Below are 26,371 nucleotides of genomic sequence, written 5' to 3'. Positions count from 1 at the left end.
GAGCCTCACTATCTGAGTAACTCAAATTTTGGAGTTCGCTGAGGTAGCAAGCGGCGGCGACCTGGGTTACCCCTGTGGGGTAGTCCGCAGCATGGATGCTGCGGCCTAGGCTCCATGGATGGATCTACGCCGACCCCGCAGGGGTAACCCAGGTGGCTGGCGCGGACCAATGCCACATTGCTGCCCCGAACTCCGAAACTTGGGTGGCTACTTGCTGGTGTGTGTGTAGGTTCCGTCCCAGTCTGGTGGCACGCCTTCAGCTTCCAGGTCGGTTAGCCGATGCAGGTAGACCTGATACAACGCAGGGCTCTGGCTCTGGTTGATCAGTTCATATAGTTTCTCGCGGGTGTGTGCCCAGTTCTGGTTCAGATAGGTTTGGTAGGTGTCTGCCCAGAGGGTCAGTTCATGGTGCCACGCATCTGAGAGCGCCTCTCGCGGCGCGATTGGCTCGTAGACGGATACCGGCTCCAGCTTGCCCTTGACCCGAATACGGTCAATGGGGCGGAAGACCCAATCGTCAATGGCGGCGAAGGTATCCGGGCCGACCAGAATTTTTACGCCGTAGAATTTGGTCAGCCCTTCCAGTCGCGCACCGAGGTTGACCGCGTCGCCGAGCACGGTATAGGCACGGCGAAAATGAGAGCCCATGTCTCCGACGTTCATCGGGCCGGTGTTCAGACCGATGCCGACGTCGATCGTAGGGTAGCCCAACCGGTTCAGTTCGGGGTTGAGTGTTTGCAAAGTGTTGATCATATCGACCGCGGCTTCGAGTGCATGGCGGGCGTGATCCGGGTCTTTGAGTGGGGCGCCCCAGAACGCCATCACCATGTCCCCGACGTATTTGTCGATGGTGCCCTGGTGGTTGAAGATCGATTCGGTAATGGGGGTGAAGTACCGGTTCAGCAGATCCTTCAGTTCGGTTGCATCCAGCGATTCCGAGATGGTAGTGAAAGACCGAATGTCGGAAAACAGCACCGTCATGTCCCGGGTCTCACCGGCAAAGCCGAATTCGTTCGGGTGGGCGAGCATGTGGTCGATATGGGCCTGGGGCACATACTGGCCAAATACCGAGCTGATGTGCTGTTTGGTCCGCCGCTCGCCCAGAAAACCCTGCAGCAAATGCAGGGCGCTGAGGCCGATGGTCAGCAGCAGGCTGCTGGCCAGTGGCAGCGCCACTTTTTGCTGTTGCCAGAAATAGAAGTTCAGCCCGACCAGTACGGCCAGCAGGATCAGTGTGGCCGATACCAGGCCGAGTGGTCCAATACGACTGGAAATGACCGAATAGATGACGCCCAGAATCAGCAGGATCAGCGCTGTCAGAGTATGGGCGATATCCGGCGTGTAGGGGAAGTCTCCGGCGAGCAAGGCGTTGAGCAAGGTAGCGTGAATCTCGACGCCGGGGAACTGCGTGCCCACCGGTGTTGTACGCAAGTCGGCAAGTCCAACTGAAGACGTCCCGATCAAAACCAGGGCATTGTCCAGAACATCCGGTTCAATGCGCTGGTTGAGTACATCGGTTGCCGACAGGTAAGGGAACTGACCCTGCTCGCCCAGATAGGGAATCAGCACCCTCCCGGCCACGTCGGTACGGATGCGCTGGTCGGCAAATTGCAGCCAGTCGATTACGTCGAGCTGATCGTTGTATCGGGCGACCGACAGGTCGATACCCTCAATGAAGTAATAGGCCAGACCCGTAGCCAGCGAGAGTGACGGGTAGAGCGCGCCCTCATACTGCGTGACCAGTGGCGCGCTGCGCAGCACGCCATCGCCGTCGATAGCCGGGACGATAAAACCAGCACCAACCGCAGCATCCTGTAAAACGGGCAGTGCGCCCGTATAACCCTGGGCTTGCACTGCCAGCAGGCGCTCGGCCTGTTCCGGGCTGAGCGAGTAGACCGGCGCGGGCAGTTGCCCGGTGCGGGTTGTCGCCTGTTCATGAAACAGAAACGGCATGACGACATCGATACTGGCAAAGGTGTTTGCCAGTTGCTGGTCGTATTCCGTCCGTTCGACAAAGGGTGCCAGTGCGTCTGCCATGGCCTCATCGCCTTCCTGTCGGGCTTGTAACTGCAACCGCCGGGTCGGGTTTTCCTGAGGTTCGGACATCAGGATGTCGTAGGCGATGACGACGGCGCCAGCGTCCGTCAGGTTGCGGGTCAGGGTGGCCAGTTTGTCTCTGGGCCATGGCCAGCGGCCCTCGGCGTAGAGGCTGGCCTCATCAATGTCGACGATAACAATGTTGGCGTCGCTGCGGGCAAAATGCTCATCGCTGTTGAGCAGGTTGAAGCGCCAGTCGTACAAGAGGTAGTCGAGTCGTTTGATCAGAGAGGTTTGGTCGTACCGACCTTGCAGCAGATGGTAACCGGCCAGTGACAGCGTTATTAGAATGCCCAGCAGCAGGGCGCCCCAGCGCAACCCCCGGGGCGTAATAGTCGGTGACGTTGGCCATGCCATAACGCGTTACTACCTTGAGTGGCTTGTCGTTGTTCAGAGGCTCTTTGGTCCTCAGGATATGGTAAAGTATCGCCTGTGTCCTGCGTACTGGCCAGTAAGGCCGGTTAACGCTACTTGCCCGGGAGGGGTCTTTTTTTGACGATCAACTGGCGCCGGATAATGTCGCCCACCGTGATCCGGATCTTGTTCTGGATGCTGTTCCTGACCATCATAGTCTTGTCGCTCGCGCCGCTGGGGCACCCTGAGTTCTCCCCTAACGACAAGGTGAATCACCTGCTCGGCTGGGGTGCTCTGGGCATACTGGCATGCTTTGGCTGGTCAGCTCGTTGGCGCCTCATACTGTCGCTGTGGTGCGCCAGTTTTGCGCTTGAAGGAGCCCAGGGGCTAACCAGCTACCGGGTGTTCAGTCTGGCCGATGCCGTCGCCAATGGCGCAGGGCTATTGATAGGCCTGGCGCTTGTCTCCCTGTGGGACCGACTGAAGCTCCGTATTAACCCGACTCATTGAGGAATCACAATGGCCAAACCCAATCGAAACGTCGCCCTGGTGGCGCACGATAACAAGAAGAAAGAGCTGGTTGCCTGGGCGCAGGAGAACCAGGCGCTGTTTGAATCGCTGGGCATTTTTGCCACGGGTACAACGGGCAAGCTGATTGAGCAGGGGTTGAACCGGCCAGTGCAAAAATTGCTCAGTGGTCCTCTGGGTGGCGACCAGCAAATTGGCGCCAAAATTGCTGAAGGCGAAATCGATTTGCTGATCTTTTTCTGGGATCCGCTCGAACCACAACCGCATGATCCGGATATCAAAGCGCTGCTGCGCATCGCCGCCCTGTATAATATCCCGGTTGCCTGTAACCGGGCGAGCGCTGACTTCATGATTCAGTCACCGCTGTTGCACAGCGACTACACACCGGCGAAGCCTGATTTTTCCATTTATACCCAGCGCATTACACCGGCCGACCTGTAACAACTTGCCTCGCGTTGGCAATTGATCCGGAGATCTTTGTTGAAACAAAAAAGCACTCACTCTTTGTTGGAAGATTTGTTTGCGCTGACCGTCGGAGCGGCCTTCGTATCTTTTGGTTTGTTGATGTTTCAGTATCATGGCCTTCTCACCGGCGGAACGGCGGGGTTGGCGCTGGTGCTTGCCAGAGTAACCGGGGTTGAATTCGGCCTGTTGTTTTTCGCCATCAACTTGCCCTTCTACTGGCTGGCCATTCGGGGGTTGGGGTGGCGATTTGCCGTTAATACGTTTATTTCAGTGGCCTGCGTCTCGGTGATGGTAGAAGGATTGCCCTATGTCATCGGTCTGCAAAGCCTGAACCCGGTGTTTGCAGCACTGATGGGTGGCTTTCTGATCGGTACCGGTATGCTGATTCTGTTTCGTCATGTTGCCAGTCTTGGAGGCGTGGGTATTCTGGCGTATTACTTACAGCAGCGGTTCGGCATCAATGCCGGCAGAGTGCAGATGACCGTTGACGTGTGCATTGTGGGCATCGGGTTTTTTCTGGTGTCGTTGCCGATGCTGGCGATGTCTGTCGTTGGGGCTTTGGCGTTGAATATGGTGATTGCATTGAATCACAAACCGGGTCGTTACCAGATTACCTGACACCCGTTTTCATTTTATCGTGTGGGTTGTCTTGCGGGTAACTTACAATGAACAGGATCTGACCTATGGCCACAATTCGTGAGGTTTCCAAGCGAGCCGGTGTTTCCGTTGCAACCGTAAGCCGGGTTGTTAATGGCAATCAGAAGGTGGTGGAAGCGACTCGCCAGAAGGTCCTCGAAGCCATGTCGGAACTGGGTTATGAACCCAACTCTTTTGCTCGCAGTCTGGCGACTAACAAGTCGGAAACCATCGGTATGGTGGTGGGTGAGCTGGCTGGCCCGTTCTTCGGTGAAATGATGCAGTTTGCTGAGCGGGTCATTCGCGATGAAGGCAAGCACCTGATCATTACCAGCGGTCATGCCTCTCTGGCTGAAGAGCGGGATGCCATTGAGTTTTTGCTTAAACGCCGTTGCGATGCACTGATTCTTCACCTCGATCTGATGTCGGATGCCGAGATACTCAAACGGGTTGACGCTGAACAAACGCCCATCATCCTGGTGAATCGGCTGGTTCCGGAATTGATCGATCAGTGCATTTATCTCGATAATGAAGCCGGTGGTTATCTGGCGACACAGCATCTTATCGAGCGTGGTCACCGCCGTATCGCCTGCATTACCGGCCCCCTCTACAAATCCGATGCCCGCGACCGCCTGGCCGGCTATCGTAACGCCCTTAAACTGGCCGACATCCCCTACGACGATCAACTGGTGGTGGAAGGTGATTACCTGGAGCAGGGCGGGGAGGCTGCTCTGGAGCGCTTGTTCCGTCGAGATACCCGATTCAGCGGCCTGGTCGCCGGCAACGATTTGATGGCCATCGGGGTGATCAAGGCATTGCGCCGTAACGGCCTCAGCGTACCCGATGACTGCAGCGTCGTGGGTTACGACGATGTCGTTATGGCGGGCTATATTGAGCCTGGGCTGACCACGGTTCGCGTTCCCATTGAGCAGTTTGGCGCGGAGGCGGGTCGTTTGGCGCTGAACTTGGGAGAAGGGCACAACTTTACCGTACAGCATCGGTTTCAGCCGACGCTGGTTGAGCGAGCTTCGACAAGGGTTTGCCTGCCTGTGAAGCAAAAGCCCGGGTAACGGGCTGATTTTTTTGTTACCACTTGTAACCGGTTACACTTTTTGCTGTTGATCCATCTTGTCTAAAGGCCTAACGGCGCTTCATCCTGCCTTGTAAGTGCACCAATAGAGCAGTTGGCAGTTGACACCATAGTTTTCTCTCTTTATCGTTATGTAACCGGTTACATGACATTGCTTTCCGAAGCAGTCGCATCGGCCGCTGTGCTGTCACAGGGCGCAGTTGCACTACCAAACCACAAAAACAAGAAGTTGTCTGGAGAGAATATTATGAAGCATACACAAGGACTGGGCCTGGCACTGGCCTCACTGACGCTGGCTGGCGGCGCTATGGCGGCCGATCTGAGATTGGATGGTTTCCCCGACTATGACAGCCAACTCGAAGCGATTCTGGGCGGGTTCCCGGCGCACAATGTCGACATGCTGATGAACGAGCACGGCGGCCACCACGATAAGCTCAAGACCAACCTGGCGACCGGTAGCGGCGCGGGTGACGTGGTACTGATCGACCGGAACTTTGTGGGTTCCTTCGTGAACCAGGGCGGCTTCGTCGACCTGACTGACGAATTCGCCCCTTACCGAGACAACTTTGCCCCCTATGCGGTTACTCAGGGGCAGGGCAATGATGGCAATCAATATGCCGTACCGGTCGACCTGGGTCCCGGCGTCGTCTATTACCGCCGCGACTACATGGAAGACATGGGCTATGACCTCGACGAGGTAATGACCGACTGGGATTCCTACCTCGATTACGGTCGTTCATTGAAAGAGGATGGCATTCTGCTGATCGGCAACGCCAATGCCGTCGCGACCGCCTACTGGAATTTTAACGTTGAACCCGGCAATGGCCTCTATTTCGATTCAGAGGGCGAGCCTCTGGTCACTTCCGACCGCTTCAAGCGTGCCTTCGAACTGGCCAAAACCGTGCGCGATGAAGGCATGGATGGCAACATTTCAGAGTGGACAGAAGAGTGGTACGCCGGTTTCCGCGAAGGCCGATTTGCGACTCAAATGTCGGGTGCCTGGTTGCTGGGTCACCTGCAAAACTGGATGGCACCGGAAACCTCGGGCAACTGGGGTGTCAGCAATTTGCCGGACAACACCTACGGTACCTGGGGCGGTTCCTTCCTGGCCATTCCGCGTCAGTCAGAGCAGCCTGAAGCAGCCTGGGACCTGATCGAATACATGATCAGTGAAGACATACAGCTGGCTGGTTTCCAAAACATTGCGGCTTTCCCGGCGCACACGGCCACTTACGATGACCCCATGTTCAATGAGCCCATCGACTTCCTGCGCGGCCAGAGAGCACGTGTTCTGTTTGCCAATATCGCTGAAAATGTGACACCGGTCGAGCCGCATGAGGGTGATCAGATCGCCGAGTCACTGATCGGCACCGCGCTCGAACAAGTGCTGAACGATGGCATGGACATCGATACGGCACTGGCCAATGCCGAACGTCAGATCAAGCGTCGCGTACGCTAATTTGACGGGTTAGCGCCAGGGCGGCATCACCACTGATGCCGCCTTTTTATTTCCAATTCATTCAACTTCCCGGATTGCGGCCATGACGACCACCGAGATGACTGATCCGACGACCGCGCAGGAAAACGCCCAGCGCGATAAGTCGGACCGTCAGCGTACTTTCTGGCATAAAACCACCCCTTATTGGTTTATGTCTCCCTACATCATTATTTTCGGCACCTTCGGCATCTTCCCGGTGCTGTTTATGATCTATCTGTCGTTTCACACCTGGAATCCCGTCGCCGGGCTGGGCACCATGGAATACGTCGGCCTGGAAAACTATGCACTCAGCCTGACCGACCCGACCCTATGGCAGACATTGTGGAATACGTTCCTGATGGCACTGTATTCCGGCATCCCCCAGCACCTGGTTGCCTTACCGTTGGCTTACTTGCTGGTGCAACTGGGCAAACGCGCGCGTCACTGGCTGACCACGGCCTATTTCTTACCCTACGTGACCTCGACCATCGCCATTTCGATGATTTTCTTCGTCATGTTTTCCAAAGAGAGCGGCATTATTAACCAGGCGTTGACCGGTCTGGCCAATGGTAGCCTGACGGGCTGGGCCTTTGGCTGGCTGCACGATGTGATGCCTCTGGGCTGGGTACAGGAAAACAGCCTGATCCGTTACTCCGTCTCTTTTGTGGTGTTCTGGAAATACGTGGGATTCAACATCGTTATTTATACCGCCGGCCTGGCCACCATCTCCGATGAGCTCTACGAAGCCGCCATCATCGACGGTGCCAACAGCTGGCAACGCTTTACCCGCATTGCGCTGCCCTTACTGCGTCCGTTCATCTTTTTTGCGGTGACACTTACCATCATTGGCAATATGAATCTGTTCGACGAACCCTATGTACTGACGCGTGGCTTGCAACAGGCGTCCACCAACGGCATGACCATTTCCAACTATCTCTATCGAGTTGCCTGGGAATGGCTCGATATGGGCAGTGCCGCTGCCATCTCCTGGATTCTGTTTATGGTCATTGGCCTGTTTACCGGGCTGTATTTCTGGTTCTTTGGCCGTCGTGGTCTGGGGGGCGAATAATGAAAGCACTGACGCCAGTACAAAAAGAAAACCTGGACGGAATGTTTCGCATGCTGGGAAAGGCATTGTTGTGGACGGCCCTGCTAACCGCGGTGGTCTTCACGGTTTTCCCCTTCCTCTGGTCATTGCTGATGGCCACGCACGACCGTACTACCATGTTCAGTTCAGGTTTAAACCTGACACTGGGGGATCAGCTGGTTGCCAACTATCACCGCCTGCTGGATATCATGGATTTCTGGGTGGGGATGTTTAACAGTTTTTCCGTGGCGCTGCTGGGTACCCTAACCTCATTGCTGTTCTGCAGCATGTGTGGCTACGCACTGGCCGTATTCGAATTCCGAGGTCGTAAAGTACTGTTCGGCATGATGATTTGCTCTATGATGCTGCCGCCCATTCTGACGCTGATTCCTTACTACATGGTGATCAACGCCATCGGTCTGAGCAACACCCATCTGGCTGTCTGGTTGCCGTTCAGTATTAATCCTTTCGGTATCTTTCTGATTCGCCAGTACGTGGTTGCCTCGGTTCCCAAAGATCTGCTTGAAGCCGCCAAGCTCGACGGTGCCAGCGCCTTTCGCACCTACTGGAGTGTGGTTTTGCCCCTGTTGCGGCCTGGCCTGGCAACACTGGCGATCGTGCAATTCGTGTTTCTGTGGAACAACTTCCTGCAACCGCTGGTGGTGCTGACCAGCAGCGACAAGATGGTGATCACTCAGATGCTGCGTAGCGTCCAGGGGGTTCCGAATACGCCCTGGGGTGCGCTGATGCTGGGCACCTTTATTTCGATTCTGCCCCTCGTGTTGATTTACATGGCGGCCAGCAAGCAAATGATCAGCGGCCTCACCAGCGGTGCCGTAAAAAATTGATGAAGAATGCGGGGGTGGAGTCTGCCCCCGGTATTTAGGAGAATGGTATGAGTTTTAAATTACCCGAAGCGTCACCTTTGCAGCGTTCCGACTTCCTGTTTGGTGTTGCTACCGCGTCCTTTCAGGTGGAAGGGGCGACGACTGAAGATGGCCGGGGCGAGAGCATCTGGGACCGGTTTTGTGATACACCAGGGCGTGTGTTGGGTGGCGACAACGGTATGCCCGCCTGCGATCACTACCACCGCTGGGCTGACGACCTGGACATGATCCAATCACTGGGGTTTGATGCTTACCGCTTCTCGATTGCCTGGCCACGCATCGAACCGGAATCCGGCGTCTGGAACGACAAAGGGTTTGATTTCTACGACCGATTGGTTGATGGCATGCTTGAGCGCGGCATCAAGCCCTATGCAACGCTTTATCACTGGGATTTGCCCCAGTATTTGGGCGAACGCGGCGGGTGGGTCAATCGCGATACCGCCTACCGCTTTGCCGATTACGCCGATCGGGTTACCCGGGTGCTGGGCAACCGTGTGAGCAGCTACGCCACTCTAAACGAACCCTGGTGTTCGGCTTTTTTGAGCTATCGCCTGGGCATTCATGCCCCGGGTCTGAAAGATGATCGGATGGGGTTCCAGGCGGCTCACCACCTGCTACTGGCGCACGGCCTGGCGCTACCGCGCATGAGAGAGAATGCGCCGACCTCGGAGCATGGCATTGTATTGAACTTCACCCCGGCCTACCCGGTAACCGATTCGCAAGCCGATCGGGCCGCAGCCGCTTACAGTGATGAAGAAAACAGTCACTTCTACCTTGAGCCGTTGCTGACCGGTCACTACCCGGTTGCGGTTGCCGAACGCCACCCCGAGTGGATGCCTACGGTATACCCGGGGGATATGGACACCATTGCCGCGGACCTCGATTTTCTGGGCATCAATTTCTACACTCGTGCCGTGATTACCGCCAGTGGGGAAAACGATTACGATGGGGTGCCGCAGCAAGCCGCAAAAACAGACATTGGCTGGGAAATCTATCCACAAGCCCTGACTGACCTGTTAACCGGGTTCAAGGCGCGTTATGACAACTTGCCGCCGGTCTACATCACCGAGAACGGGGCGGCCGACAATACCCCGGTCACCAACGGCGAAGTGAACGACCAGTTGCGCGTCGGTTACTACGATGCGCATTTGAATGCGGTTGACCGCGCTATTCAGGCTGGCGTTGATGTACAGGGCTATTTTGCCTGGAGCCTGATGGACAACTTCGAATGGGCCGAAGGCTACAGCCAGCGCTTTGGTATTGTGCATGTAAATTATGACACTCAGGTGAGAACGCCCAAGGCCAGTGCGCTGGCGTTCAAAGCGTTTCTTGCCGCTCGCTGATGACGATGCTCGCCCGGACAGCTGTCCGGGTTTTTGTGATTTTTCATTTGCCCATCTATTATTGACGCTGAGGTTCCGGATCAGGGAGGAGCAGGGGCACAGGCGTTCAATCCGCACCTTCTGAGTGAGTACATGATCTTGACGGCTCTTTTGTCCGAATCGGGGCACGCATACATAATGATCAATAGAGTAACCGGTAGGTTTCAACGTCTGGTGATGGTGTGTTTGCTCGGCACCCTGGCCTCGGTTCAGGCCGAGCAAGCCCGGTCAGACGCATCAGCGGCGGTAGCATCAGAGCAAAGCTGCACGCGGCTGACCGCGACAGGCAACCCCGAATACCCTCCTTATCTGTGGCAGGAACCCGGCTCCCGACGCGGTCTGATTGGCGCCAACAAAGCCATCATGGAAGCGTTGAGTGAGCGATTGGGTATTCCGATTGAAGTGATCTACACGGGCCCATGGTCCCGGGCTCAGGAAGAAGTTCGGGTAGGCCGTATTGACCTGATTGCCGGTGCTTTTTTTACCCTGCCGCGACTGGCCTACATGGATTACATTGAACCGGCGTTTCTGACCACTCGCTCGGTCGTCTGGAAGCGGTCTCTGGTCGCCTTCGAGTACACAGAATGGGCGGATCTTAAGCCTTATGAAGGCGCCACGGTCATCAACAACAGTTTCGGACAGAGTTTCGATGAACTTGCCAGCGTCAATCTCAGCATTGATAACGTCACTAGCCTGCCCCAGGCGTTTCGCATGCTGGCACAGGGGCGGGTCGATTACGTACTGTATGAGGAATACCCCGGTCTGGCCTATGCGGCGGAATTGGATCTCGACTTTGTCATCGAGCAAATAGAACCACCGGTCAGCTCGGAAGGATTGTTCCTGACAATCTCCCGACGTTCACCCTGCAACACCGAAGCTTTTCGGGCCGAACTGACGCGCATCATGACGGAGCTGGTTGAAGACGGCACCGCACAGCGCGCTCTGAACGAAGGCTTGGAAACCTGGTCTCTGAACAGCCAGTAAAGCGGGTCAGGCGCCGGGGTAGTGCCAGTCGAGGCGTTTCCCCAGGGCAGAGGACTGTTCTGCCAGTTCCAGGGTATAGATCAGCGCGCAGGCATCTTCAGGGCTCACTGGCGGTGCCGTACCGTTTTGAATGGCATTGGCCAGAGTGCTGAAATAGGCTTGGTAGTGCCCTGCTGAACAGTCATCGGGCTGTCCGGTCTGGGCCCCGTCTTCAGTGGCGCAATACCGGTGCGCTGATTGTGGCTGTCCGGCACCGGGGTACTCCGGGAGCCAGGGCATCTGACCCGCGCGCAAGGCTTCCTCCTGCGGGTCGAGCCCCCAGCATTGCCAGCTGCCCCGTTCAAACCGGGCATTAAAGCGCTGCATGGGGCCAGCCTCAAACGGGGTTGAGCCCAGGGTTACCAGCAGGCCGGGATAATAGAGCATGACTTCAAACCAGTCGTGAGTCGTGCCTCCCGATCGCAGCGTCTTTAACGTAGCTTGCAGGGATTCTGGCGAGCCCAACAAGTGCAGTGCCTGATCCAGCAAATGCGGCCCCAGGTCCCAGAAAATGCCACTCGCCGGGCCGGGTTGCTCGCGCCAGCGATTCTGAGGCGTGGGTCTGAACCGGTCGAACCGGCTGGTCAGATGCCTGAGCTTACCCAGCTCTCCGGATACCATCATCGCCTTCAAATGCAGAAAGTCGCCATCGAATCGCCGGTTTTGATAGACCGTCAGTAGACGTCCGCGCTGGTCTGCCAGCCGCGTCAGCGATTCAATCTCCTGCAGAGAGGTGACCGAAGGTTTCTCCAGCAGCACATTTTTGCCAGCCTCAAGTGCGGCTTTGGCCAGTGGGAAATGCAGGGCGTTGGGCGCGGTGATGATGATTAGGTCGAGCTCTGGCGACGCGATCAGTTGCCCGGCATCCGCCACGACGTGAGTCTCCGGGTAGCGTTCCAGCACGGCATCCGGTTGCCGGCTGCATACGGCGCTCAATTCAAATTCGGGCAGGCCCTGAATAAAAGGCGCATGAAAAACCCGACCCGAGAGGCCATAGCCAATAATGCCGGTTTTAATAGCAGGGTGTGCCATGGGTGAAGTGCCTTTTTTATCGTTTGACCCGCATTTAACCCAGTCGGTCTGGTCCGTCACAAGTATCAAACTGTAACAGGCTGAGGCGGGTGAAAGATGTCATAAAATAGTGCGCCAAAAAAGTGTCGCTTACGGAGTGGCTGAAAAGGTGCGATGGCAATAGCCAATAGATTGACTGATTGAGCCGGGTGAAAAGAGTCGAAAGAGTGACACAGTCGACACTTCAGGGCTTTGCCCGGTTCGGTTCCGGAACAGAGTGAACTGGGTCCCAGAATTTGACGAATGAAACCGTACATTAGGCAGCCTAACGTTACTCCAAGTGGATCGACCATGAACACAGCCAAGGTTACAGACCTGCGCCAACACCTCAGCAAGGTACCGCACAAAGCCGATACAGCCAGGCTGGACGCGCTATCGCGACGCTTTGTCGCGCTGCTGCCGGCCTTGCTGGATGAGTTCTTTGTTGCGTCCGATGATTTCCTGTTTCGACTCGCCGAAAAAACCACCGATGGTTTCGAATCCGGCGCCTACTTCGACAGCTTGCGAGCCCTTCGGCTCGAAAAAAACAGTATCCGTGAAGCTATTATCAAAGGGGTAAAAAAATACACCGATGAAGTGGCAGAAGGTCAATTGGACGCTGAGTCGACCGATGCAGCCCCCAAGGCGACAGAATTGTCGCTGATGGAAGATGACACGCTGGAGCGTGGCCTGGCCATCGACAGCTTTACCAACCGGATTCTTGAGCGATCCGGTGACCAGTGGCTGGCGTTCCGGGAGCGCCTGGGTGTGCTGACCGGCCGCAAAGACCTTAACAATGAACAAACCCCTTACAACCCTGAAGTGCTTGGGCGCATTGCCATGGGTGCGCTGGAGGGGGGTAACTGGTCGCTGAAAACAACCCTCATGCTGTTCCGGTTGTTTGATCAGAAGGCCGTATCCAAGCTGCTGGTCTTTTACCAGTCGAATAACAGCTGGTTAATCGAGGAAGGCATTCTGCCCAATCTCAAGCTGTTGAATGCGTCAGCACCAAGCCGTCCGGATGTCACCAGTGCCGATACCTTCGAGCAACTGGGCCAAATGCTGAATCAGCGCTTGTATGGCGACAATCCGGGCGGGCAGGCCGTGCCAGGCGGCTATGCCGGCGGGGGTGGCTATGCAGGATCGGGCCCGGGTAGCTTGGGCGCTGGTATGGCCGGGCAGGGCGGGCCGGGTGTTATGGTCGGTGCCGATGCATTGCAGGCGCTGATGGCCAATCTGACCCGGGTGCAGGCTCAGGCCAGTGCCGCACCGGTATCGTTGGATCTCGGTGAAATGAAACTCTGGGCCCAGGCTCAGGCACAGCAAGTCACCGCCCAGGTTCAGGGAACCCAGGAAGCCGGTACGGTTTCATTGGTGGCCATGCTGTTTGAATACATTCTTGATGACCAGAAATTGTCGGCGCACATGAAGCAACTGATGGCGCGCATGCAGATTCCAATCATTAAGGTGGCCTTGCTCGATAAGGAGTTTTTTACCGAGTCGGAACATCCGGCCCGGCTGTTGTTAAACCGGATGGCGCGTGCGGCGACAGGCTGGCAGCCAGACGAGCAACTTGAAGACGATGTCCTGCTCGATGGCATGGAGCGCATCGTTACCCGACTCAATCACGAGTTCGAAACCGACCTGGCCATGTTCGACGCAGCCCTGAGTGAGTTTGATGATCTCAAAGCCGAGTACGATGCGCTTCAGGAAGCTCGCCTGACGCCCATGGTCGAAGCTGAGGAAACTCAGTTTGAGGCGCATCAGAATCAGGACCGGGCCCGGCTGTTTATGGATACCTTACTCGAAGGTGAGACGCTGCCAGAAGATGCCGAGCATTTGCTCAAGCGTCACTGGTACCGGCTGATGCGGGGTATTTACAACGCACACGGTGAAGGCAAGGCCTGGAAAACCAGTGCCCGTATTGCCCGCGAACTGGTCTGGAGTCTACAACCAAACATTCAGGTGACCGAGTCGGTGCGGTTCAGCAAATTGTTGCCCAATTTGAGGTCTGGTTTGCTGGATGGCCTGAAAGCCCTGGGTCTGAACGAAGGCGAGCGCGACCGCCTGGTGTCTGCCATCGATGAATGGCACCAGCCGCGCCATCAGCCGCTGACGGAGAGTGTTTGGGCCGATCAGGAACGACTGGACGCCTTTGCCGAGCGGTCAGCCCGTGCCGATGAACTGGTCGAACGGCCGCAACCGCTGCCGGTCGATGAACCCGTTGTTCAGCACAAGCCAGCCGACCTGACCTATTACATGGATATGGTGGCAACCTTTGAAACCGGAAGCTGGTTCGAGATTGAGAACCAGTCGGGCAAGATCGAACGGGGGTGCCTGACAGCTATCGTGGGCCTGGGCAGCAAGTATATTTTTACCGACCATCAGGGCAACAAGGTGGCAGAGCGCTCAGCGATTGGTTTGGCCATGGCGTTGCGCAACGACGCCTTCAAGGTGGTGGACGACGCCCCGCTGTTTGATCGCGTTATCGACACCCTGGTATCAGAGCTTGGCGAGTCGGGTAAAACCCGGCATTGATCTGTCCACGATGGTTGCTGCAGAACCCGCTTCGTTAGGCGGGTTTTTTTATGGGCCCGGAAGCCGTTGGTTATGCCGCGAAGACGGTAGGCAAAGGACCATTGACGACGCTAAGTTATAAATGTTTGTCTATTTCATGTGCAGAAATTAACCAGTAGTCAGAGTAGAGTATTCCTGTACCCAATCTCAATCTGACACGCACAATCTGACGGTAAAACGGGGTACTAAACCTCAGAATTCTGAGTTCAAGGTGAACACAATGGAGAAGAAAGCAACCGCCAAGCAGTCGTTCCTCGCCTTTTTGGGTGTGGTCAGCAAGTCCAAGTCGCGTCGTCGTGGTAACCACACAACGCTGGACCGGCTATCACGTCCTGAAGTGCGCGACGAGCTGTCCCTAAAGGGTGTAGCGGTTCTTAGCGACAACTGATCGTCGCCGCCCGGTGAATGAAAGGCCGGGCAATGGCAGGATGCCAACCACAGCGATACCCGAAAGGGTATCGTCAGGGTGCTTTTGTCTTTACTCGGTTGTTGAAATAGGCCTCCTGTTTTTTCAGCACACGAGAATCAAGAATCACGATTTTACTTCTCTCCCAAAATCAATGACTTAACGGTCATCGATTTGCCTGAACAGCCGTGTTCCGATAGCAGCCCGCCGACATCCAGCGAATGCCAACAACCTGCTGTAAATCGCCCCTGCTGTTCTACCGGCCGCTGACCCGCTATGCTGTTGTGTCTGATTCACAGACGGGACTGGTACCCAGCGGGAGGCGATCATGGCCAACAACTCTCTCGAGACCTGGTTAAGCGAATACGGCGAGAGCCATCAAAACCCAACCAACAAAAAGATTCACTGGGTGTGTGTGCCGCTCATCTTCTGGTGCGTACTGGCGTTGTTGTGGCAAATTCCGCTTGGTCCGAACCCGGTCATGAATGCGGCGGTCGTGCTGATTGCCGTCTGCATACTGTATTATTCGCGTTTGTCATGGACTCTGACCATCGGTATGGGCATTCTGGTCGCGGTGTCGGTGGCACTGATTCTCGGTTACGAATCGCTGGGGCTATCCCTGCCACTGTGGATCTTTGCGCTGATTCTGTTTGTATTGGCCTGGCTAGGTCAGTTCTGGGGGCACCGTATCGAAGGCAAGAAGCCCAGCTTTTTCAAGGATATCCAATTCCTGTTAATTGGCCCGGCTTGGCTGCTCAGTTTTGTTTACCAGCGCCTGGGAATTCCATTGAAGTAACAGGGTTTGCTCCCCCTGACCCATTTGCGATTAACCCGTTTTAAGTAACCGGAGAAATTCCTTGTCTAACAATTCCCTGTCCAGGCATCAAATGTCTGCCCACGGTCTGACCTTTTTAAAAGCCAGTCATCCGGTAATCAAAACCCTGAAATACAGTGTTGGCGATGCCAACCTGCACGGTAATAAAGTCTGGGATTCCAGCTTTGTATTAATGGATTACCTGTTGATCGACCCGATTCCCAAAGAGCGGGTGGTGTTTGATATTGGCTGTGGCTGGGGACCAACCAGTTTGTTTTTGATGAGCCAGTTCAAGTCCAGAGTCATGTCCATTGACGCGGACGATTCTGTCGAGCCCTACTTGCAGCTGCATGGAGAACTGAATGAGTTAAAACCCGTCTTCTGGCAGCGTAAAATCAAGCAGTTGAAAACGGCTGATCTGTCGATGGCAGACACGGTGGTCGGGGGCGATATCTGCTTCTGGGATAGCCTGGGTGACGAATGGAAAACGCTGATTAAACGGGCCAAAAAAGCCGGTGTGCGCCAGATTCTGATCGCAGACCCCGGGCGCCAGCCCTTTTACGACCTGGCTGACTGGGCGGTGAAGAAGCACAACGCTGAGCTTTGGGAACACGACATCACCAAGCCGGTGAAAGCCACCAGCTATGTGCTGGATATTCCATTGAACGCGGAATGACACACCCTGCTGTGTCGTGCAAATGGTAATCCTGGCTCAACTTTTGGGGGCAGCGGGCGATAACACTGACAGTGTCATTTGCCGGATCCTCCAGATATGAAACAAGCCCCTGCCACAACCCCTATGAGACCCCGCCCATGAGCCTCGCCAGCGCACTGCGACCGCTGCTGCTGGGCTGGGCTGTTTTGCTGCCATTGTCGGCACCGGCAATGGAGTTCAGTCTGGATCTTGGCCTGGCCAGTGGCGAAAATGCAGTCGGCTGGGGTGTGGCCAGCCATGCCCAGTTCATGCAAAGCACCCGCTGGGGGCTGGATCTGGGTTATCGCTATCACAGCGAGCTGGAATACCCGACGGACAACGGTACCCTGAGCCACGATTTCAGCCAGTATGAAATGGGTCTTATCTGGCAGCAGGGCCATATTGGCGCCCGCTTTCAGGGCGTCGCAGGGATTATTCTGGCCGGTGGCGATGTGGTCGGCAACGCCGGAGAGGCGGTGTTGAATGCCGGAACACTCGGTTATCACCTCGATGCAGACATCAGCGCGCCTGTGGTAGAGGGTTTGCGGGTGTTTGTCAATGCGGGTTATCAGAGTTATTACCGTGGTGATATGCCCGCCCAATGGCGCTGGCGTTATGGTCTGCGCTATGTGTTTGGCGAGCGCATCTCGGCAGCAGAACGGGATGCCCGGGCTCGCGCAGAGGCCGCCCAGGCTCAGCCAGAGGTTACTGGCGAGGGTGCACCGACCGCTCAACCAGAGCGACGGGTGCAACCGATTCCAACCTATTTGTCCCAGTCTTTACCCCCCATTATAGAGCGCTCTGAACTGTGCAAGTGCTTCCCGGCCGGGCCCTACACCCTGCAACTGGGTCAGTTCCCCAATATGGAACGAGCGGTTCGTGCCATGGAATATCGGGGCTTGCGTCAGTTTTTTACCACGGTCGCTTACGATCGGGATCCGCAACCGGTCTTCCTGGCTCAGGCCGACCCCGATGGCCCTGTCGGCCTGTTTCTGGGCGAATATGAACAGTTGGCCGACAGTGAAATCTGGCGACGCCGGTTGCGGCTCAGTGGTATTGAGGGACGCATTCGCCAGGTCGTGGGCAGTGACGGACGCATTGAAAACCGCACGGTCGATGCGAGCGCCCAGGCAAGAGCGCCGCAGTACACAGCTGAAGAAATACGCCGGATGAATTCGGTGCAACCAGACGCCGGTGACACTGCAGAACGGGATCGTCAGGCCATGAATCAGGCCTCGGCAACCAGCGTGACAATGGCCAGTGCCGCGACAACCTTAACCGACGAATCGGACTACGTGGCAGGAACTCTGGTGCTGGGGCCCGTCAGCGCAGCGACGCTGACCGACTGGATGTCGGAACCACCCATGCGGGACGCACTGCTGACCGACACCAACCGCCGCTTGCCCGGTCGTCACAGGCTGATTTGGGATGCAGCGCGCAACCAGGCCTGGGTCTATCTGGACCAGTTTGCCTCCACCCGACAAATTGATGAATGGCAAGCCTGGCTGGAGCGCAATGGTCAGCAGGCAAGCTTGCAACAGAGGCCTCGGCTGCCCGTCGGTGATATCTATGTGTATCACCTGGGCAAGGCGTTACAAGGTTACAGCCTAGAGCTATACCAGCAAGCCGATGCCGGCGATATGTTGCAGCGGCTGGTGTCTGCGGAAGTGCTCTGGTTTCAGGCCTACCAGTCCATCAACGATGAGCCACCGACTCTGGTGGTGCAATGGCAGGCCTCAGATCAGCGTTACCATTTGATCGCCACCGGCTTTGCCCGCGATAATGACGCCCGACGGGCCTGGCAAAACCTGAGCAGCGTTGGCCTGATGCCGGTGCTTCAAGAGTAGCACTGTCTACTCGAGTGTTAACGACGCCGACGGCGTTTGCACAATGCGAGCGTCGAGTGCCGGTGGCCTCTGCGGGGAAGTCCGCAGCAGGGACTAAAACGCCAGGAGCGTTCAAGCATGAGCGAAGCGAACCCGAAGGGTGAATCCCATGGAGGGGATTCATATCGTGCGGTCCAGGCTCCAGGGAAGGATTTACGCCGAGCGAGTGTCGCACCACCCGAAAGTCACCACCGGTGGCCGTCGCGGACCATGCCACTGTAAAGTGCCGACCCATCGTCTTTTTATAGATTTCCCCCCCAAGGAGATTGAATCCATGGAGTGGTCTTTCACCATTCTCTTTATCTTGTTTGCGGTCGCCATGCTGGCTGGCTGGGTCGATACCCTGGCCGGGGGCGGTGGCCTGATTTCGTTGCCGGCCATGTTGTTGCTGGGCGTGCCACCGGTAAGTGCGCTGGCGACGAACAAGGCCCAGGGCGTCGTGGGAACACTGACTGCGTCGGTGACGTTACTGTTGAAAGGCCATTTGCGCGGGCAAGCCTTGCTCTGGCGCCTGGTTGCTGCGGGTTTGGGCGCTGCTCTGGGCAGTTGGCTGGTGCAAGGCGTGGATACCGGCTGGCTTGAATGGCTGGTGCCGGTGTTGTTGATCAGCGTCGCCGCGTATTTCTGGTTTACTCCGAATCTGGGCAGCATCGAGACCAAGGCACATCAGTCTGAACGGCAATGGACAGTGACCTGGGCGCCGGCAATTGGTTTTTACGATGGCTTTTTCGGGCCGGGGGCCGGCTCGTTTTACGCGGCTACCGGGGTGGCATTTCGGGGGCAGACATTGCTGGCCGCGACGATCTCGGCCAAGCCCCTGAATTTCATGTCGAATGTTGTGTCGCTGGCGGTGTTTTCAGCGGGCGGACAGGTGGTATGGATCATTGGGTTTGCGATGATGCTGGGGCAGGTACTGGGGGCCTTTGTTGGCAGTCATACCATGCTCAGCGGTGGTGCGCGCCTGATTCGTCCAATCGTAATCACTATGTGTGTGCTGATGTCGGTCAGTCAGGTGGCGCAATCGATGGGCTGGATCAGTCTGGCGGGCTAACGGGCTCTGTCCTGGACTCGGCAGTATCGAGTTCATAAGCACCGGCTTCAAACGCATCGAAGTAGGATTGATAACGCCCGGTGTCTTTGAACGCTTGCAACTGGGCGTTGAACTCACCAAGCAGGACGGTACTGTCTGGTGCGGAGCGCGGCAGCAGCAAATAGCTTTTATTAATCAGCAACGCCTTGGGGTGGTGGGTAATGCGCGCTGCTTCGTCGGGGCGCACGGTTCTCGAAATATTGAAGTAGCCGACGTTGATTTCTTGCGGGTAGGCGTCAATGCGCCCAGCCAGCAGCATATTCACCGTGGATGCCTCGCTGGCAACCCACTCTATGTCCAGAACCCCGGCTTCCACCGCGGCATCGAAGGCTGTGCCGTAGCTGTAACCCAACACGCCCGCCAGTTTGAGGCCCGACAAATCAGAAAACTCTTGCCACTCGAACGCCTGGTCGGCCCGGTGAAAAAAAACAAAGCGTTCATCCAGTATCGGGTCGCTGTAAAGCATGTCGTTGTGGCGGTCGGGTGCATCCATCCACACCGCCGTTGCATCGTATTCGCCGGATACGGTGCCTAAATAGGCCCGGCGCCAGGGCACCAGTCGATACTCAACCTCAATGCCGGATTCGGCAAATACATCGCTGATCAGATGAGCAATAAAGCCGAAATGCTTTTGCTCCGGTGTCAGGAACGGTGGCCAGCCCCCTGTACTGATCACAACCTGAGCCTGTGCCGGGCCGATAAGCAGCGACGCTGCCAGCAGGATGATTTTGAATCGGGACCGCATTAGTCATTCCAGTGTTCATCTTGTTGAAACAGTATAGCCAACTCCGCCTTGAAAGGCTGATTTGATTGGGCGCTGACAGGTGCGCATGCTCTGGGTTAAACGCTTTATGCCCCTTACTATTAGGGGCCTAATGGTTATTCCCCTCAAGAAACGTAAAACCGGAAATGCCGTGAAAATTGTGCGTCAACAAGTGAGAATTCAAGCGCTGCTTTCACGGCGGTATGACCCCGTTTTCGCGTCAGTTGAGAACCCGGGAAATACGTCGTAATTACTTGATATAAAAAGAAAAAATACTGCTCCACAGTCTGCTTGAATACGGCCGGTCTAACACCGGTAAATCCACTGGAGTTAACCGGGTTACCCACAGGCCGGAAAAAAACCTTGCAAGGCTTCCGCTTATGAAACTAGGGTGGGTTAGAGGCTCGATGACAGGTCTGTGGGGATCAAAACATTTTACCGGCAGATCTAGGATGTTCAGCAATAACGACTAGATTGATAGAGACAAACCAACAGACAGAGGTAACTCGAAGGTGTCAGCACGTACTCCATCGTCAAACGATTCAAACTGGGCACTGGCCATTGAAGATGCCATCGCGTTGCGTCGTGATTTGCATCGCCAGCCCGAGTTGAGTTGGTCTGAGCAACGCACGGCGGCAACGCTGCGTCAGAAGCTCACGGCGCTGGGGATCGACTGGCGGGTCTGTGCCGATACCGGCACGGTGGCGACTCTGGCCCCCCGGGCCCCGGGCCGACACATAGCGCTGCGCGCCGATATTGATGCCTTGCCCATCGAAGAGAACAGCGGCGTAGCCTGGGCATCCCACAACCAGGGCTGCATGCACGCTTGCGGGCATGATGGGCATGCAGCCACGCTGTTTGCCGCCACCCAATGGCTGAAGTCTCAGGAAGACGTTTTGCCCGGCCCGGTGACGCTGTTGTTTCAGCCGGCCGAAGAGGGCGGGCACGGCGCCAAACGAATGATCGAGGACGGTGCCCTGAACGGCGTTGATGCCGTCTTTGGCTGGCACAACTGGCCGGCGATTCCCTTTGGCCAGGCGGTGTGTCCGGATGGCGCTGTCATGGCCGGGAACGGCACCTTCAAGCTGGTGGTCAAAGGCCAGGGTGGCCACGCCAGTCAGCCTGAATTGTGTCGGGATCCGGTTCTGGCCGGGTCCGCCATTGTTGTGGCCCTGCAGCAAGCTGTGAGCCGTCGGTTACCGGCACAGAATGCGACTGTGTTGAGCGTTACCTCCTTTGATGCACGCAGTGGCGTTACGGTGATTCCCGATCAGGCCGTGCTTGAGGGCAGCTTTCGGCTGGCTGATCCTGCCATGCGCGAACCGCTGACCCGGATGATTGAGGAGATTGCCACCGCCACGGCGCAGGCTTATGGCGTTACCTGTCAGGTAGAGGTATTTCCGCGATATTCGGCTACGGTTAACCATGCGGCTGAAGCAGCGGAATACCGGGCAGCACTGGTAGCACAGCTGGGTGAGGGCGCATTGAGCGACACCACCCGGTTGCCGATTATGGCCTCCGAAGACTTCAGTTATTACTTGCAGGCGTGCCCGGGTGCCTTTGCGCTGGTCGGTTCCGGAGACGGTGAAACGGCGCATGAAGTGCCCTGTCACAGTCCGCATTACGATTTTAACGATGCGCTTATTGACCCGGTGGCACGCATTTATGCCCGCCTTGCCGGCGTCCCGATTCCGGAATAACCGGATTATCTGGCCAGACACTGATGGGTCTGGCCTGGCACCGTTTCATGGAAACGGTGCCACCCAACACACCCGATGTCACGGTGCCGTGAATTAGAACCGAACAGACCGGGTTATAAAAATGATTTTATCAACACACAACTGGAGGGGTTGAAATGGACGTATTTGAAAAGTGGGAATCTGATATCCGTGGCTACTGCCGGTTGTATCCGACAGTGTTCAAGTCGGCGTCGAATGCACGCCAGGTCGATGAAGCGGGCAAATCCTATGTGGATTTTTTTGCCGGTGCCGGTGTACTGAACTTCGGTCACAACAATGAGCGCATGAAAAAGGCGCTGATCGAGTTTATTCAGAACGATGGTGTGGCACACAGCCTCGATATGTACACCACGGTCAAACGCGATTTCATTCAGGAATTTGCACAGACCATTCTTGAACCGCGCAAGATGAATTACAAAATGCAGTTCATGGGCCCGACTGGCACCAACGCGGTTGAAGCGGCAATGAAACTAGCGCGTAAGGTTACCGGCCGGCAAACCATTGTGGCCTACAGCCATGGCTTCCATGGCATGACGCTGGGGGCACTGGCCGCCACCGCAAACAGCTATTTCCGCAACGCCGCTGGCGTGCCACTGAACCATGTGCTGCGTCAGCCTTTTGGCTGCGAAACTCAGTGCAAAGGCTGTACGCTCGGCTGTGGTGTTGATTCAGTCGATCGCCTGCGTGCCTTGTACGCCGACCCGAGCAGTGGCCTGGAGCCGCCTGCTGCCTTTTTGGTTGAAGCCATTCAGGCTGAAGGCGGTGTGCACGTTGCCTCCAAAGAATGGTTGCAGGCGGTGCAAAAGTTGGCGCACGACCTGGGCGCCCTGTTCATCATCGACGACATTCAAGCCGGGTGTGGTCGTACCGGCAAGTACTTCAGCTTCGACGACATGGGCCTCGACCCGGACATCGTAACGCTGGCCAAAGGTATTGGCGGCTTTGGTACACCGCTGGCGATGAACCTGGTGCGTCCGGAGCACGACAAGCACTGGGGCCCGGGTGAACACACCGGTACCTTCCGCGGCCAGGGCTTTTCATTTGTTGCCGGCGTTCAGGCGCTGAGCTACTTCAAAGACGATAGCCTGATGACCGAAGTGGTCACCAAAGGCAAGGAAATGAAAGAACATCTCGATGGCATCTGCGCCGAGCACAGCAGCAAGGCCTTTCAGGTGCGTGGTAAAGGCATGATGCAAGCCATTGATCTGGGCGACGGAGCCCTGGCGAAAGACGTGGCACGGCGGTGTTTTGAAGCAGGCTTGCTGATTGGTGCCTGCGGTATCGGCGGGCGGGTGCTCAAACTGATTCCACCACTGACGATTCCCAACGCCGACTTGCACGAAGGCCTGGCAACCTTGTCGAAAGCCATCTCAGAGGCACTGGAGGCGGCATGAAGCAACGCGAGGACATGACGTTTCCATTCGATGAGTACGTGCGTCGACTGGACGGACTGCGCGAGCGTATGGCCAGCCGGTTGCTGGATGCAGTGGTGATCACCGACCCGGAAAACCTGATGTATCTGACCGATTATCAGACCACCGGGTACTCTTTCTTTCAGGCACTTGTTGTGCCGCTGGAGGACGAGCCGTTCATGATCACCCGGGCGCTGGAAGAGTCGAATGTTCACGCCCGAACCTGGGTGGAGCGTACCCGGCCCTACCCGGACACGGGTGATGCCATTCAGATGTTGGTCGAGGCGTTGCGCGAGTTTGGCCTGAACGGGAAGAGCATTGGCTACGAACGTAACAGCTATTTTTTCCCGGCCTATCATCAGGACAGCATTCACACCACCTTTCTGGACGGTTCCCTGAACGATTGTTTTGGCATTGTCGAGGAAGGGCGCATCTGCAAGTCACCGGCCGAGCTGGATGTGATGCGCAAGGCCGCCCGGGCCACCGAGGCCGGTATGAAAGCCGGTTTCGAAGCCACGGTGGCCGGAGCCACCGAGAACGACATCGGTGCGGCCATTTCGGCCGCCATGTTTCGTGCCGGTGGTGAGCCGCCGGCGGTGATGCCGTACGTGACCTCCGGTCCCCGGTCGATGATCGGCCATGCCACCTGGGAAGGGCGCACAGTGCAACCGGGTGAACACGTATTTCTGGAAGTGGGCGGCTGTTACCGGCGCTATCACACCGCCATGATGCGCACCATTGTGCTGGGGGATTTGTCGGCGTCGATGCACCACGCCCAAGAGCGTATGAAGCATGCGCTGCGTGAAGTGAAGAAACTGATTCGACCCGGGCTGACGGTGTCGGACGTTGATAATCTGGTGCGCAACATCATCACCGACAACGACGTCGGGGCGCGGCTGGTCACTCGTTCCGGGTATTCGATCGGCATCGCCTTTCCGCCAAGCTGGGACGAGGGTTACATCATCAGTCTCAAGCAAGGTGACTCTCAGGTGCTGCGCGAGGGCATGACGTTTCACATCATTCCCTGGATGTGGGGTGTCGATGGCAACAAGACCGTTGGGATATCAGACACCATTTATGTGACCGATCGAGGCTGCCAGTCCTTTTTCGATCTGGATGAAGACTTCGTCGTCAAACCGGAATTTGCAGCGCGTGAGCTCAATGCGAATACGCCAGCCCGGTTAACCGATGTGTCGGGCAAGCCACTCAGCGCAGAATCGCAACTCAAGGCAGATGAGAATACGGCCAAGCGAAAGGGAACGTCTCGCGATTCGTCCAAAAACGTCAGCAGCAAGAACAGCGAAAAAGCCAGCAGTGAAGTGGCTGGCTCTTAAGCCATAGCGATAAACCGAGGAGAACGAGACATGTTGACCGCCACCGATCCGTCCACAGGCAAGCTTCTGCATGAAGTGCCTGCGGCCACCTCCGCACAGGTTGAGGATATCCTGTCGCGTGCCGAAACGGCTTTCAAGAGCTGGCGGACCCGCTCCTTCAACGAGCGCGCCGAGGTATTGCTGAAAGTCGCCAGGCTGATGCGTGAGGATGTCGACCGTCTGGCCATTCTGATGACTGAAGAAATGGGCAAGCCGATCAAGGAAGCCCGTGCTGAAGTCATCAAATCGGCCTGGTGCGCTGAGCACTATGCGGAAAACGCCGAGGCCTATTTGCAGCCGCAGACTCTGGGTTCCGATGCAACGCTGAGTTACGTGCAGCATTTGCCGCTGGGCGTTATTCTTGGCATCTTGCCCTGGAACGCGCCGTTTTGGCTGGCGTTCCGATATGCCGCGCCGACGCTGATGGCGGGCAATACCTGCGTCATGAAACACGATCCGCACGTGCCTGCCTGTGCTCAGGCGATTGCCGATCTGTTTGTTCAGGTGGGTGCACCGGCCGATATTTTTCAGAACCTGCCGCTGGAAACGCCAGCGGTTGAAGCGGTGATTCGCGACAAGCGCATTCAAGCGGTATCGTTTACCGGCTCTGAAAAAGGCGGCGGTGCGGTGGCGTCCATTGCCGCTTCTGAAATCAAACATTCGGTACTGGAACTGGGTGGCTCAGACCCCTGCATTGTATTGGCGGACGCCAATCTCGATGAAGCGGCCGACATCATTACGTTGTCGCGCATCATCAATGCCGGTCAGAGCTGCATTGCCGCCAAACGCATCATTGTTGAAGCATCGGTCTATGACAGCCTGGTCGAAAAAGTGCATGAACGGCTGGCCCGGTTGAAAATGGGCGATCCACGCGAGGAAAGCACCGACATCGGCCCGATTGCCCGGTCTGATTTGCGCGATAACCTGCATCGTCAGGTGACTGCATCGGTCGACGCTGGAGCGCGCTGTTTGCTCGGCGGTGAAATGCCCGCCGGTCCCGGTTACTTTTATCCGGTTACCTTACTGGTTGATGTAACCGAGTCGATGGTAGCCAGCTGTGAAGAAACCTTTGGTCCGGTTGCCGTGATTATGAAGGCCGAGAATGAAGAGCAGGCCATCGCCATTGCCAATAACAGTGACTACGGTCTGGCTGCAGCGGTGTGGACCCGTGCTGATCGCGGCGAAGCCATTGCGCGCCGGCTTGAAGTTGGCCAGGTTGCGGTGAACGGGATTGTCAAAACCGACCCGTGTTTGCCCAGTGGTGGCATCAAACGATCCGGCATTGGCCGGGAATTGGGGCCCCACGGCATTCGCGAATTTGTTAACGCCCAGCAAGTCTGGATAGGCCCCAAACAGGGCAGTTAACGCGCTACAACCGTGCCTCCGCCCGGAGGCACGGTGTTTTCGGAAAACCGGACTACACTCTGCTTATTGCTTCATGGGATGAGTGGGTCTGATGCGTTCGGCCAGTTTGAAGGTGTATGTATCATTGCTGATCAGCTTGGGTCTGGGCAGCGTCTCGTTTGCTACCAGGGCCGAGA

22 protein-coding genes are annotated in these 26,371 nt (G+C 56.6%); 19 read left to right on the top strand and 3 right to left on the bottom strand.

Annotation, left to right across the window (positions count from 1 at the left end; all coding sequences use genetic code 11):
* Positions 1–207: 207 nt before the first annotated feature.
* Complete coding sequence (locus EP166_RS04990) at positions 208–2,454, bottom strand: CHASE2 domain-containing protein (RefSeq protein WP_127555678.1); 2,247 nt, start codon at positions 2,452–2,454, stop codon at positions 208–210.
* 159 nt (positions 2,455–2,613) lie between these two features.
* Between EP166_RS04990 and EP166_RS04985 the strand changes: the two genes are divergently transcribed.
* The 9 genes from EP166_RS04985 to EP166_RS04945 all read left to right on the top strand — a co-directional run bounded on the left by EP166_RS04985 (position 2,614) and on the right by EP166_RS04945 (position 10,987).
* Entirely contained in the window at positions 2,614–2,961 is a 348-nt protein-coding gene (locus EP166_RS04985) for a VanZ family protein (RefSeq protein WP_127555677.1), read from the top strand.
* A 9-nt stretch (positions 2,962–2,970) separates the two neighbouring features.
* On the top strand, positions 2,971–3,420 hold the full coding sequence (locus tag EP166_RS04980) for a methylglyoxal synthase (protein ID WP_127555676.1): 450 nt from the start codon (positions 2,971–2,973) through the stop codon (positions 3,418–3,420).
* A gap of 39 nt (positions 3,421–3,459) precedes the next feature.
* Positions 3,460–4,062, top strand: a complete 603-nt coding sequence (locus EP166_RS04975) for a YitT family protein (protein WP_127555675.1) — start codon at positions 3,460–3,462, stop codon at positions 4,060–4,062.
* A 65-nt stretch (positions 4,063–4,127) separates the two neighbouring features.
* On the top strand, positions 4,128–5,150 hold the full coding sequence (locus tag EP166_RS04970) for a LacI family DNA-binding transcriptional regulator (protein ID WP_127555674.1): 1,023 nt from the start codon (positions 4,128–4,130) through the stop codon (positions 5,148–5,150).
* A gap of 267 nt (positions 5,151–5,417) precedes the next feature.
* On the top strand, positions 5,418–6,629 hold the full coding sequence (locus EP166_RS04965; protein ID WP_127555673.1) for an extracellular solute-binding protein: 1,212 nt from the start codon (positions 5,418–5,420) through the stop codon (positions 6,627–6,629).
* Between the two features lie 82 nt (positions 6,630–6,711).
* On the top strand, positions 6,712–7,716 hold the full coding sequence (locus tag EP166_RS04960; RefSeq protein ID WP_164743822.1) for a carbohydrate ABC transporter permease: 1,005 nt from the start codon (positions 6,712–6,714) through the stop codon (positions 7,714–7,716).
* A complete protein-coding gene (locus EP166_RS04955; protein ID WP_127555672.1) occupies positions 7,716–8,582 on the top strand; it encodes a carbohydrate ABC transporter permease in 867 nt (288 codons plus the stop codon). Before EP166_RS04960 ends, EP166_RS04955 begins: the two co-directional genes overlap by 1 nt.
* A 47-nt stretch (positions 8,583–8,629) precedes the next feature.
* Positions 8,630–9,964 carry a GH1 family beta-glucosidase gene (locus EP166_RS04950; RefSeq protein ID WP_127555671.1) on the top strand — a complete coding sequence of 445 codons (1,335 nt, stop codon included), beginning with the start codon at positions 8,630–8,632 and terminating at the stop codon, positions 9,962–9,964.
* 177 nt (positions 9,965–10,141) lie between these two features.
* Entirely contained in the window at positions 10,142–10,987 is an 846-nt protein-coding gene (locus EP166_RS04945; RefSeq protein WP_127555670.1) for a substrate-binding periplasmic protein, read from the top strand.
* A 6-nt stretch (positions 10,988–10,993) separates the two neighbouring features.
* On the opposite strand, the gene EP166_RS04940 is transcribed toward EP166_RS04945, so the two are convergent.
* A complete protein-coding gene (locus EP166_RS04940; RefSeq protein WP_127555669.1) occupies positions 10,994–12,058 on the bottom strand; it encodes a Gfo/Idh/MocA family protein in 1,065 nt (354 codons plus the stop codon).
* A gap of 330 nt (positions 12,059–12,388) precedes the next feature.
* On the opposite strand from EP166_RS04940, the gene EP166_RS04935 reads away from it, so the two are divergent.
* From EP166_RS04935 to EP166_RS04915, 6 genes are all read left to right on the top strand, one after another.
* Positions 12,389–14,614: a DUF1631 family protein gene (locus EP166_RS04935; RefSeq protein WP_164743821.1), complete on the top strand. Its 2,226-nt coding sequence runs from the start codon at positions 12,389–12,391 to the stop codon at positions 14,612–14,614.
* A gap of 259 nt (positions 14,615–14,873) precedes the next feature.
* Positions 14,874–15,041, top strand: coding sequence for a hypothetical protein (locus EP166_RS21105; protein ID WP_164743820.1), 168 nt, complete (start codon positions 14,874–14,876; stop codon positions 15,039–15,041).
* A 346-nt stretch (positions 15,042–15,387) separates the two neighbouring features.
* Positions 15,388–15,855, top strand: a complete 468-nt coding sequence (locus tag EP166_RS04930; RefSeq protein ID WP_127555667.1) for an Mpo1 family 2-hydroxy fatty acid dioxygenase — start codon at positions 15,388–15,390, stop codon at positions 15,853–15,855.
* 61 nt (positions 15,856–15,916) lie between these two features.
* Complete coding sequence (locus EP166_RS04925) at positions 15,917–16,549, top strand: class I SAM-dependent methyltransferase (protein ID WP_127555666.1); 633 nt, start codon at positions 15,917–15,919, stop codon at positions 16,547–16,549.
* 137 nt (positions 16,550–16,686) lie between these two features.
* Complete coding sequence (locus EP166_RS04920) at positions 16,687–18,414, top strand: hypothetical protein (RefSeq protein WP_127555665.1); 1,728 nt, start codon at positions 16,687–16,689, stop codon at positions 18,412–18,414.
* A 313-nt stretch (positions 18,415–18,727) separates the two neighbouring features.
* Positions 18,728–19,504 (top strand): TSUP family transporter, encoded by a 777-nt coding sequence (locus EP166_RS04915; RefSeq protein ID WP_127555664.1) that lies wholly within the window; start codon positions 18,728–18,730, stop codon positions 19,502–19,504.
* Here the strand turns inward: EP166_RS04915 and EP166_RS04910 are convergent.
* Entirely contained in the window at positions 19,488–20,288 is an 801-nt protein-coding gene (locus tag EP166_RS04910; RefSeq protein WP_127555663.1) for a substrate-binding periplasmic protein, read from the bottom strand. The two genes, EP166_RS04915 and EP166_RS04910, sit on opposite strands and share 17 nt — an antisense overlap.
* A gap of 530 nt (positions 20,289–20,818) precedes the next feature.
* Between EP166_RS04910 and doeB2 the strand changes: the two genes are divergently transcribed.
* The 4 genes from doeB2 to EP166_RS04890 all read left to right on the top strand — a co-directional run bounded on the left by doeB2 (position 20,819) and on the right by EP166_RS04890 (position 26,195).
* The gene (gene doeB2 / locus EP166_RS04905) at positions 20,819–22,006 is read left to right on the top strand and encodes a N(2)-acetyl-L-2,4-diaminobutanoate deacetylase DoeB2 (protein ID WP_246026216.1); all 1,188 of its coding nucleotides are present in this window, start codon (positions 20,819–20,821) and stop codon (positions 22,004–22,006) included.
* Positions 22,007–22,161: 155 nt separating this feature from the next.
* Positions 22,162–23,439 carry an aspartate aminotransferase family protein gene (locus EP166_RS04900; protein ID WP_127555662.1) on the top strand — a complete coding sequence of 426 codons (1,278 nt, stop codon included), beginning with the start codon at positions 22,162–22,164 and terminating at the stop codon, positions 23,437–23,439.
* A complete protein-coding gene (doeA, locus tag EP166_RS04895; RefSeq protein WP_127555661.1) occupies positions 23,436–24,791 on the top strand; it encodes an ectoine hydrolase in 1,356 nt (451 codons plus the stop codon). The genes EP166_RS04900 and doeA overlap by 4 nt, the downstream gene beginning before the upstream one ends.
* Positions 24,792–24,821: 30 nt before the next feature.
* Complete coding sequence (locus EP166_RS04890) at positions 24,822–26,195, top strand: NAD-dependent succinate-semialdehyde dehydrogenase (RefSeq protein WP_127555660.1); 1,374 nt, start codon at positions 24,822–24,824, stop codon at positions 26,193–26,195.
* The last annotated feature ends 176 nt before the right edge of the window (positions 26,196–26,371 follow it).

Source organism: Saccharospirillum alexandrii (assembly GCF_004000275.1).
Lineage (GTDB): Bacteria > Pseudomonadota > Gammaproteobacteria > Pseudomonadales > Natronospirillaceae > Saccharospirillum > Saccharospirillum alexandrii.
This window is presented reverse-complemented; position numbering and strand designations above follow the sequence as displayed.

What these genes read in the sequence shown, in the direction of transcription:
- EP166_RS04990 (WP_127555678.1), bottom strand. Translation starts at nt 2,454, where the DNA reads ATGGCATGGCCAACGTCACCGACTATTACGCCCCGGGGGTTGCGCTGG.
- EP166_RS04985 (WP_127555677.1), top strand. Translation starts at nt 2,614, where the DNA reads ATGTCGCCCACCGTGATCCGGATCTTGTTCTGGATGCTGTTCCTGACC.
- EP166_RS04980 (WP_127555676.1), top strand. Translation starts at nt 2,971, where the DNA reads ATGGCCAAACCCAATCGAAACGTCGCCCTGGTGGCGCACGATAACAAG.
- EP166_RS04970 (WP_127555674.1), top strand. Translation starts at nt 4,128, where the DNA reads ATGGCCACAATTCGTGAGGTTTCCAAGCGAGCCGGTGTTTCCGTTGCA.
- EP166_RS04965 (WP_127555673.1), top strand. Translation starts at nt 5,418, where the DNA reads ATGAAGCATACACAAGGACTGGGCCTGGCACTGGCCTCACTGACGCTG.
- EP166_RS04960 (WP_164743822.1), top strand. Translation starts at nt 6,712, where the DNA reads ATGACGACCACCGAGATGACTGATCCGACGACCGCGCAGGAAAACGCC.
- EP166_RS04955 (WP_127555672.1), top strand. Translation starts at nt 7,716, where the DNA reads ATGAAAGCACTGACGCCAGTACAAAAAGAAAACCTGGACGGAATGTTT.
- EP166_RS04950 (WP_127555671.1), top strand. Translation starts at nt 8,630, where the DNA reads ATGAGTTTTAAATTACCCGAAGCGTCACCTTTGCAGCGTTCCGACTTC.
- EP166_RS04945 (WP_127555670.1), top strand. Translation starts at nt 10,142, where the DNA reads ATGATCAATAGAGTAACCGGTAGGTTTCAACGTCTGGTGATGGTGTGT.
- EP166_RS04940 (WP_127555669.1), bottom strand. Translation starts at nt 12,058, where the DNA reads ATGGCACACCCTGCTATTAAAACCGGCATTATTGGCTATGGCCTCTCG.
- EP166_RS04935 (WP_164743821.1), top strand. Translation starts at nt 12,389, where the DNA reads ATGAACACAGCCAAGGTTACAGACCTGCGCCAACACCTCAGCAAGGTA.
- EP166_RS21105 (WP_164743820.1), top strand. Translation starts at nt 14,874, where the DNA reads ATGGAGAAGAAAGCAACCGCCAAGCAGTCGTTCCTCGCCTTTTTGGGT.
- EP166_RS04930 (WP_127555667.1), top strand. Translation starts at nt 15,388, where the DNA reads ATGGCCAACAACTCTCTCGAGACCTGGTTAAGCGAATACGGCGAGAGC.
- EP166_RS04920 (WP_127555665.1), top strand. Translation starts at nt 16,687, where the DNA reads ATGAGCCTCGCCAGCGCACTGCGACCGCTGCTGCTGGGCTGGGCTGTT.
- EP166_RS04915 (WP_127555664.1), top strand. Translation starts at nt 18,728, where the DNA reads ATGGAGTGGTCTTTCACCATTCTCTTTATCTTGTTTGCGGTCGCCATG.
- EP166_RS04910 (WP_127555663.1), bottom strand. Translation starts at nt 20,288, where the DNA reads ATGCGGTCCCGATTCAAAATCATCCTGCTGGCAGCGTCGCTGCTTATC.
- EP166_RS04900 (WP_127555662.1), top strand. Translation starts at nt 22,162, where the DNA reads ATGGACGTATTTGAAAAGTGGGAATCTGATATCCGTGGCTACTGCCGG.
- doeA (WP_127555661.1), top strand. Translation starts at nt 23,436, where the DNA reads ATGAAGCAACGCGAGGACATGACGTTTCCATTCGATGAGTACGTGCGT.
- EP166_RS04890 (WP_127555660.1), top strand. Translation starts at nt 24,822, where the DNA reads ATGTTGACCGCCACCGATCCGTCCACAGGCAAGCTTCTGCATGAAGTG.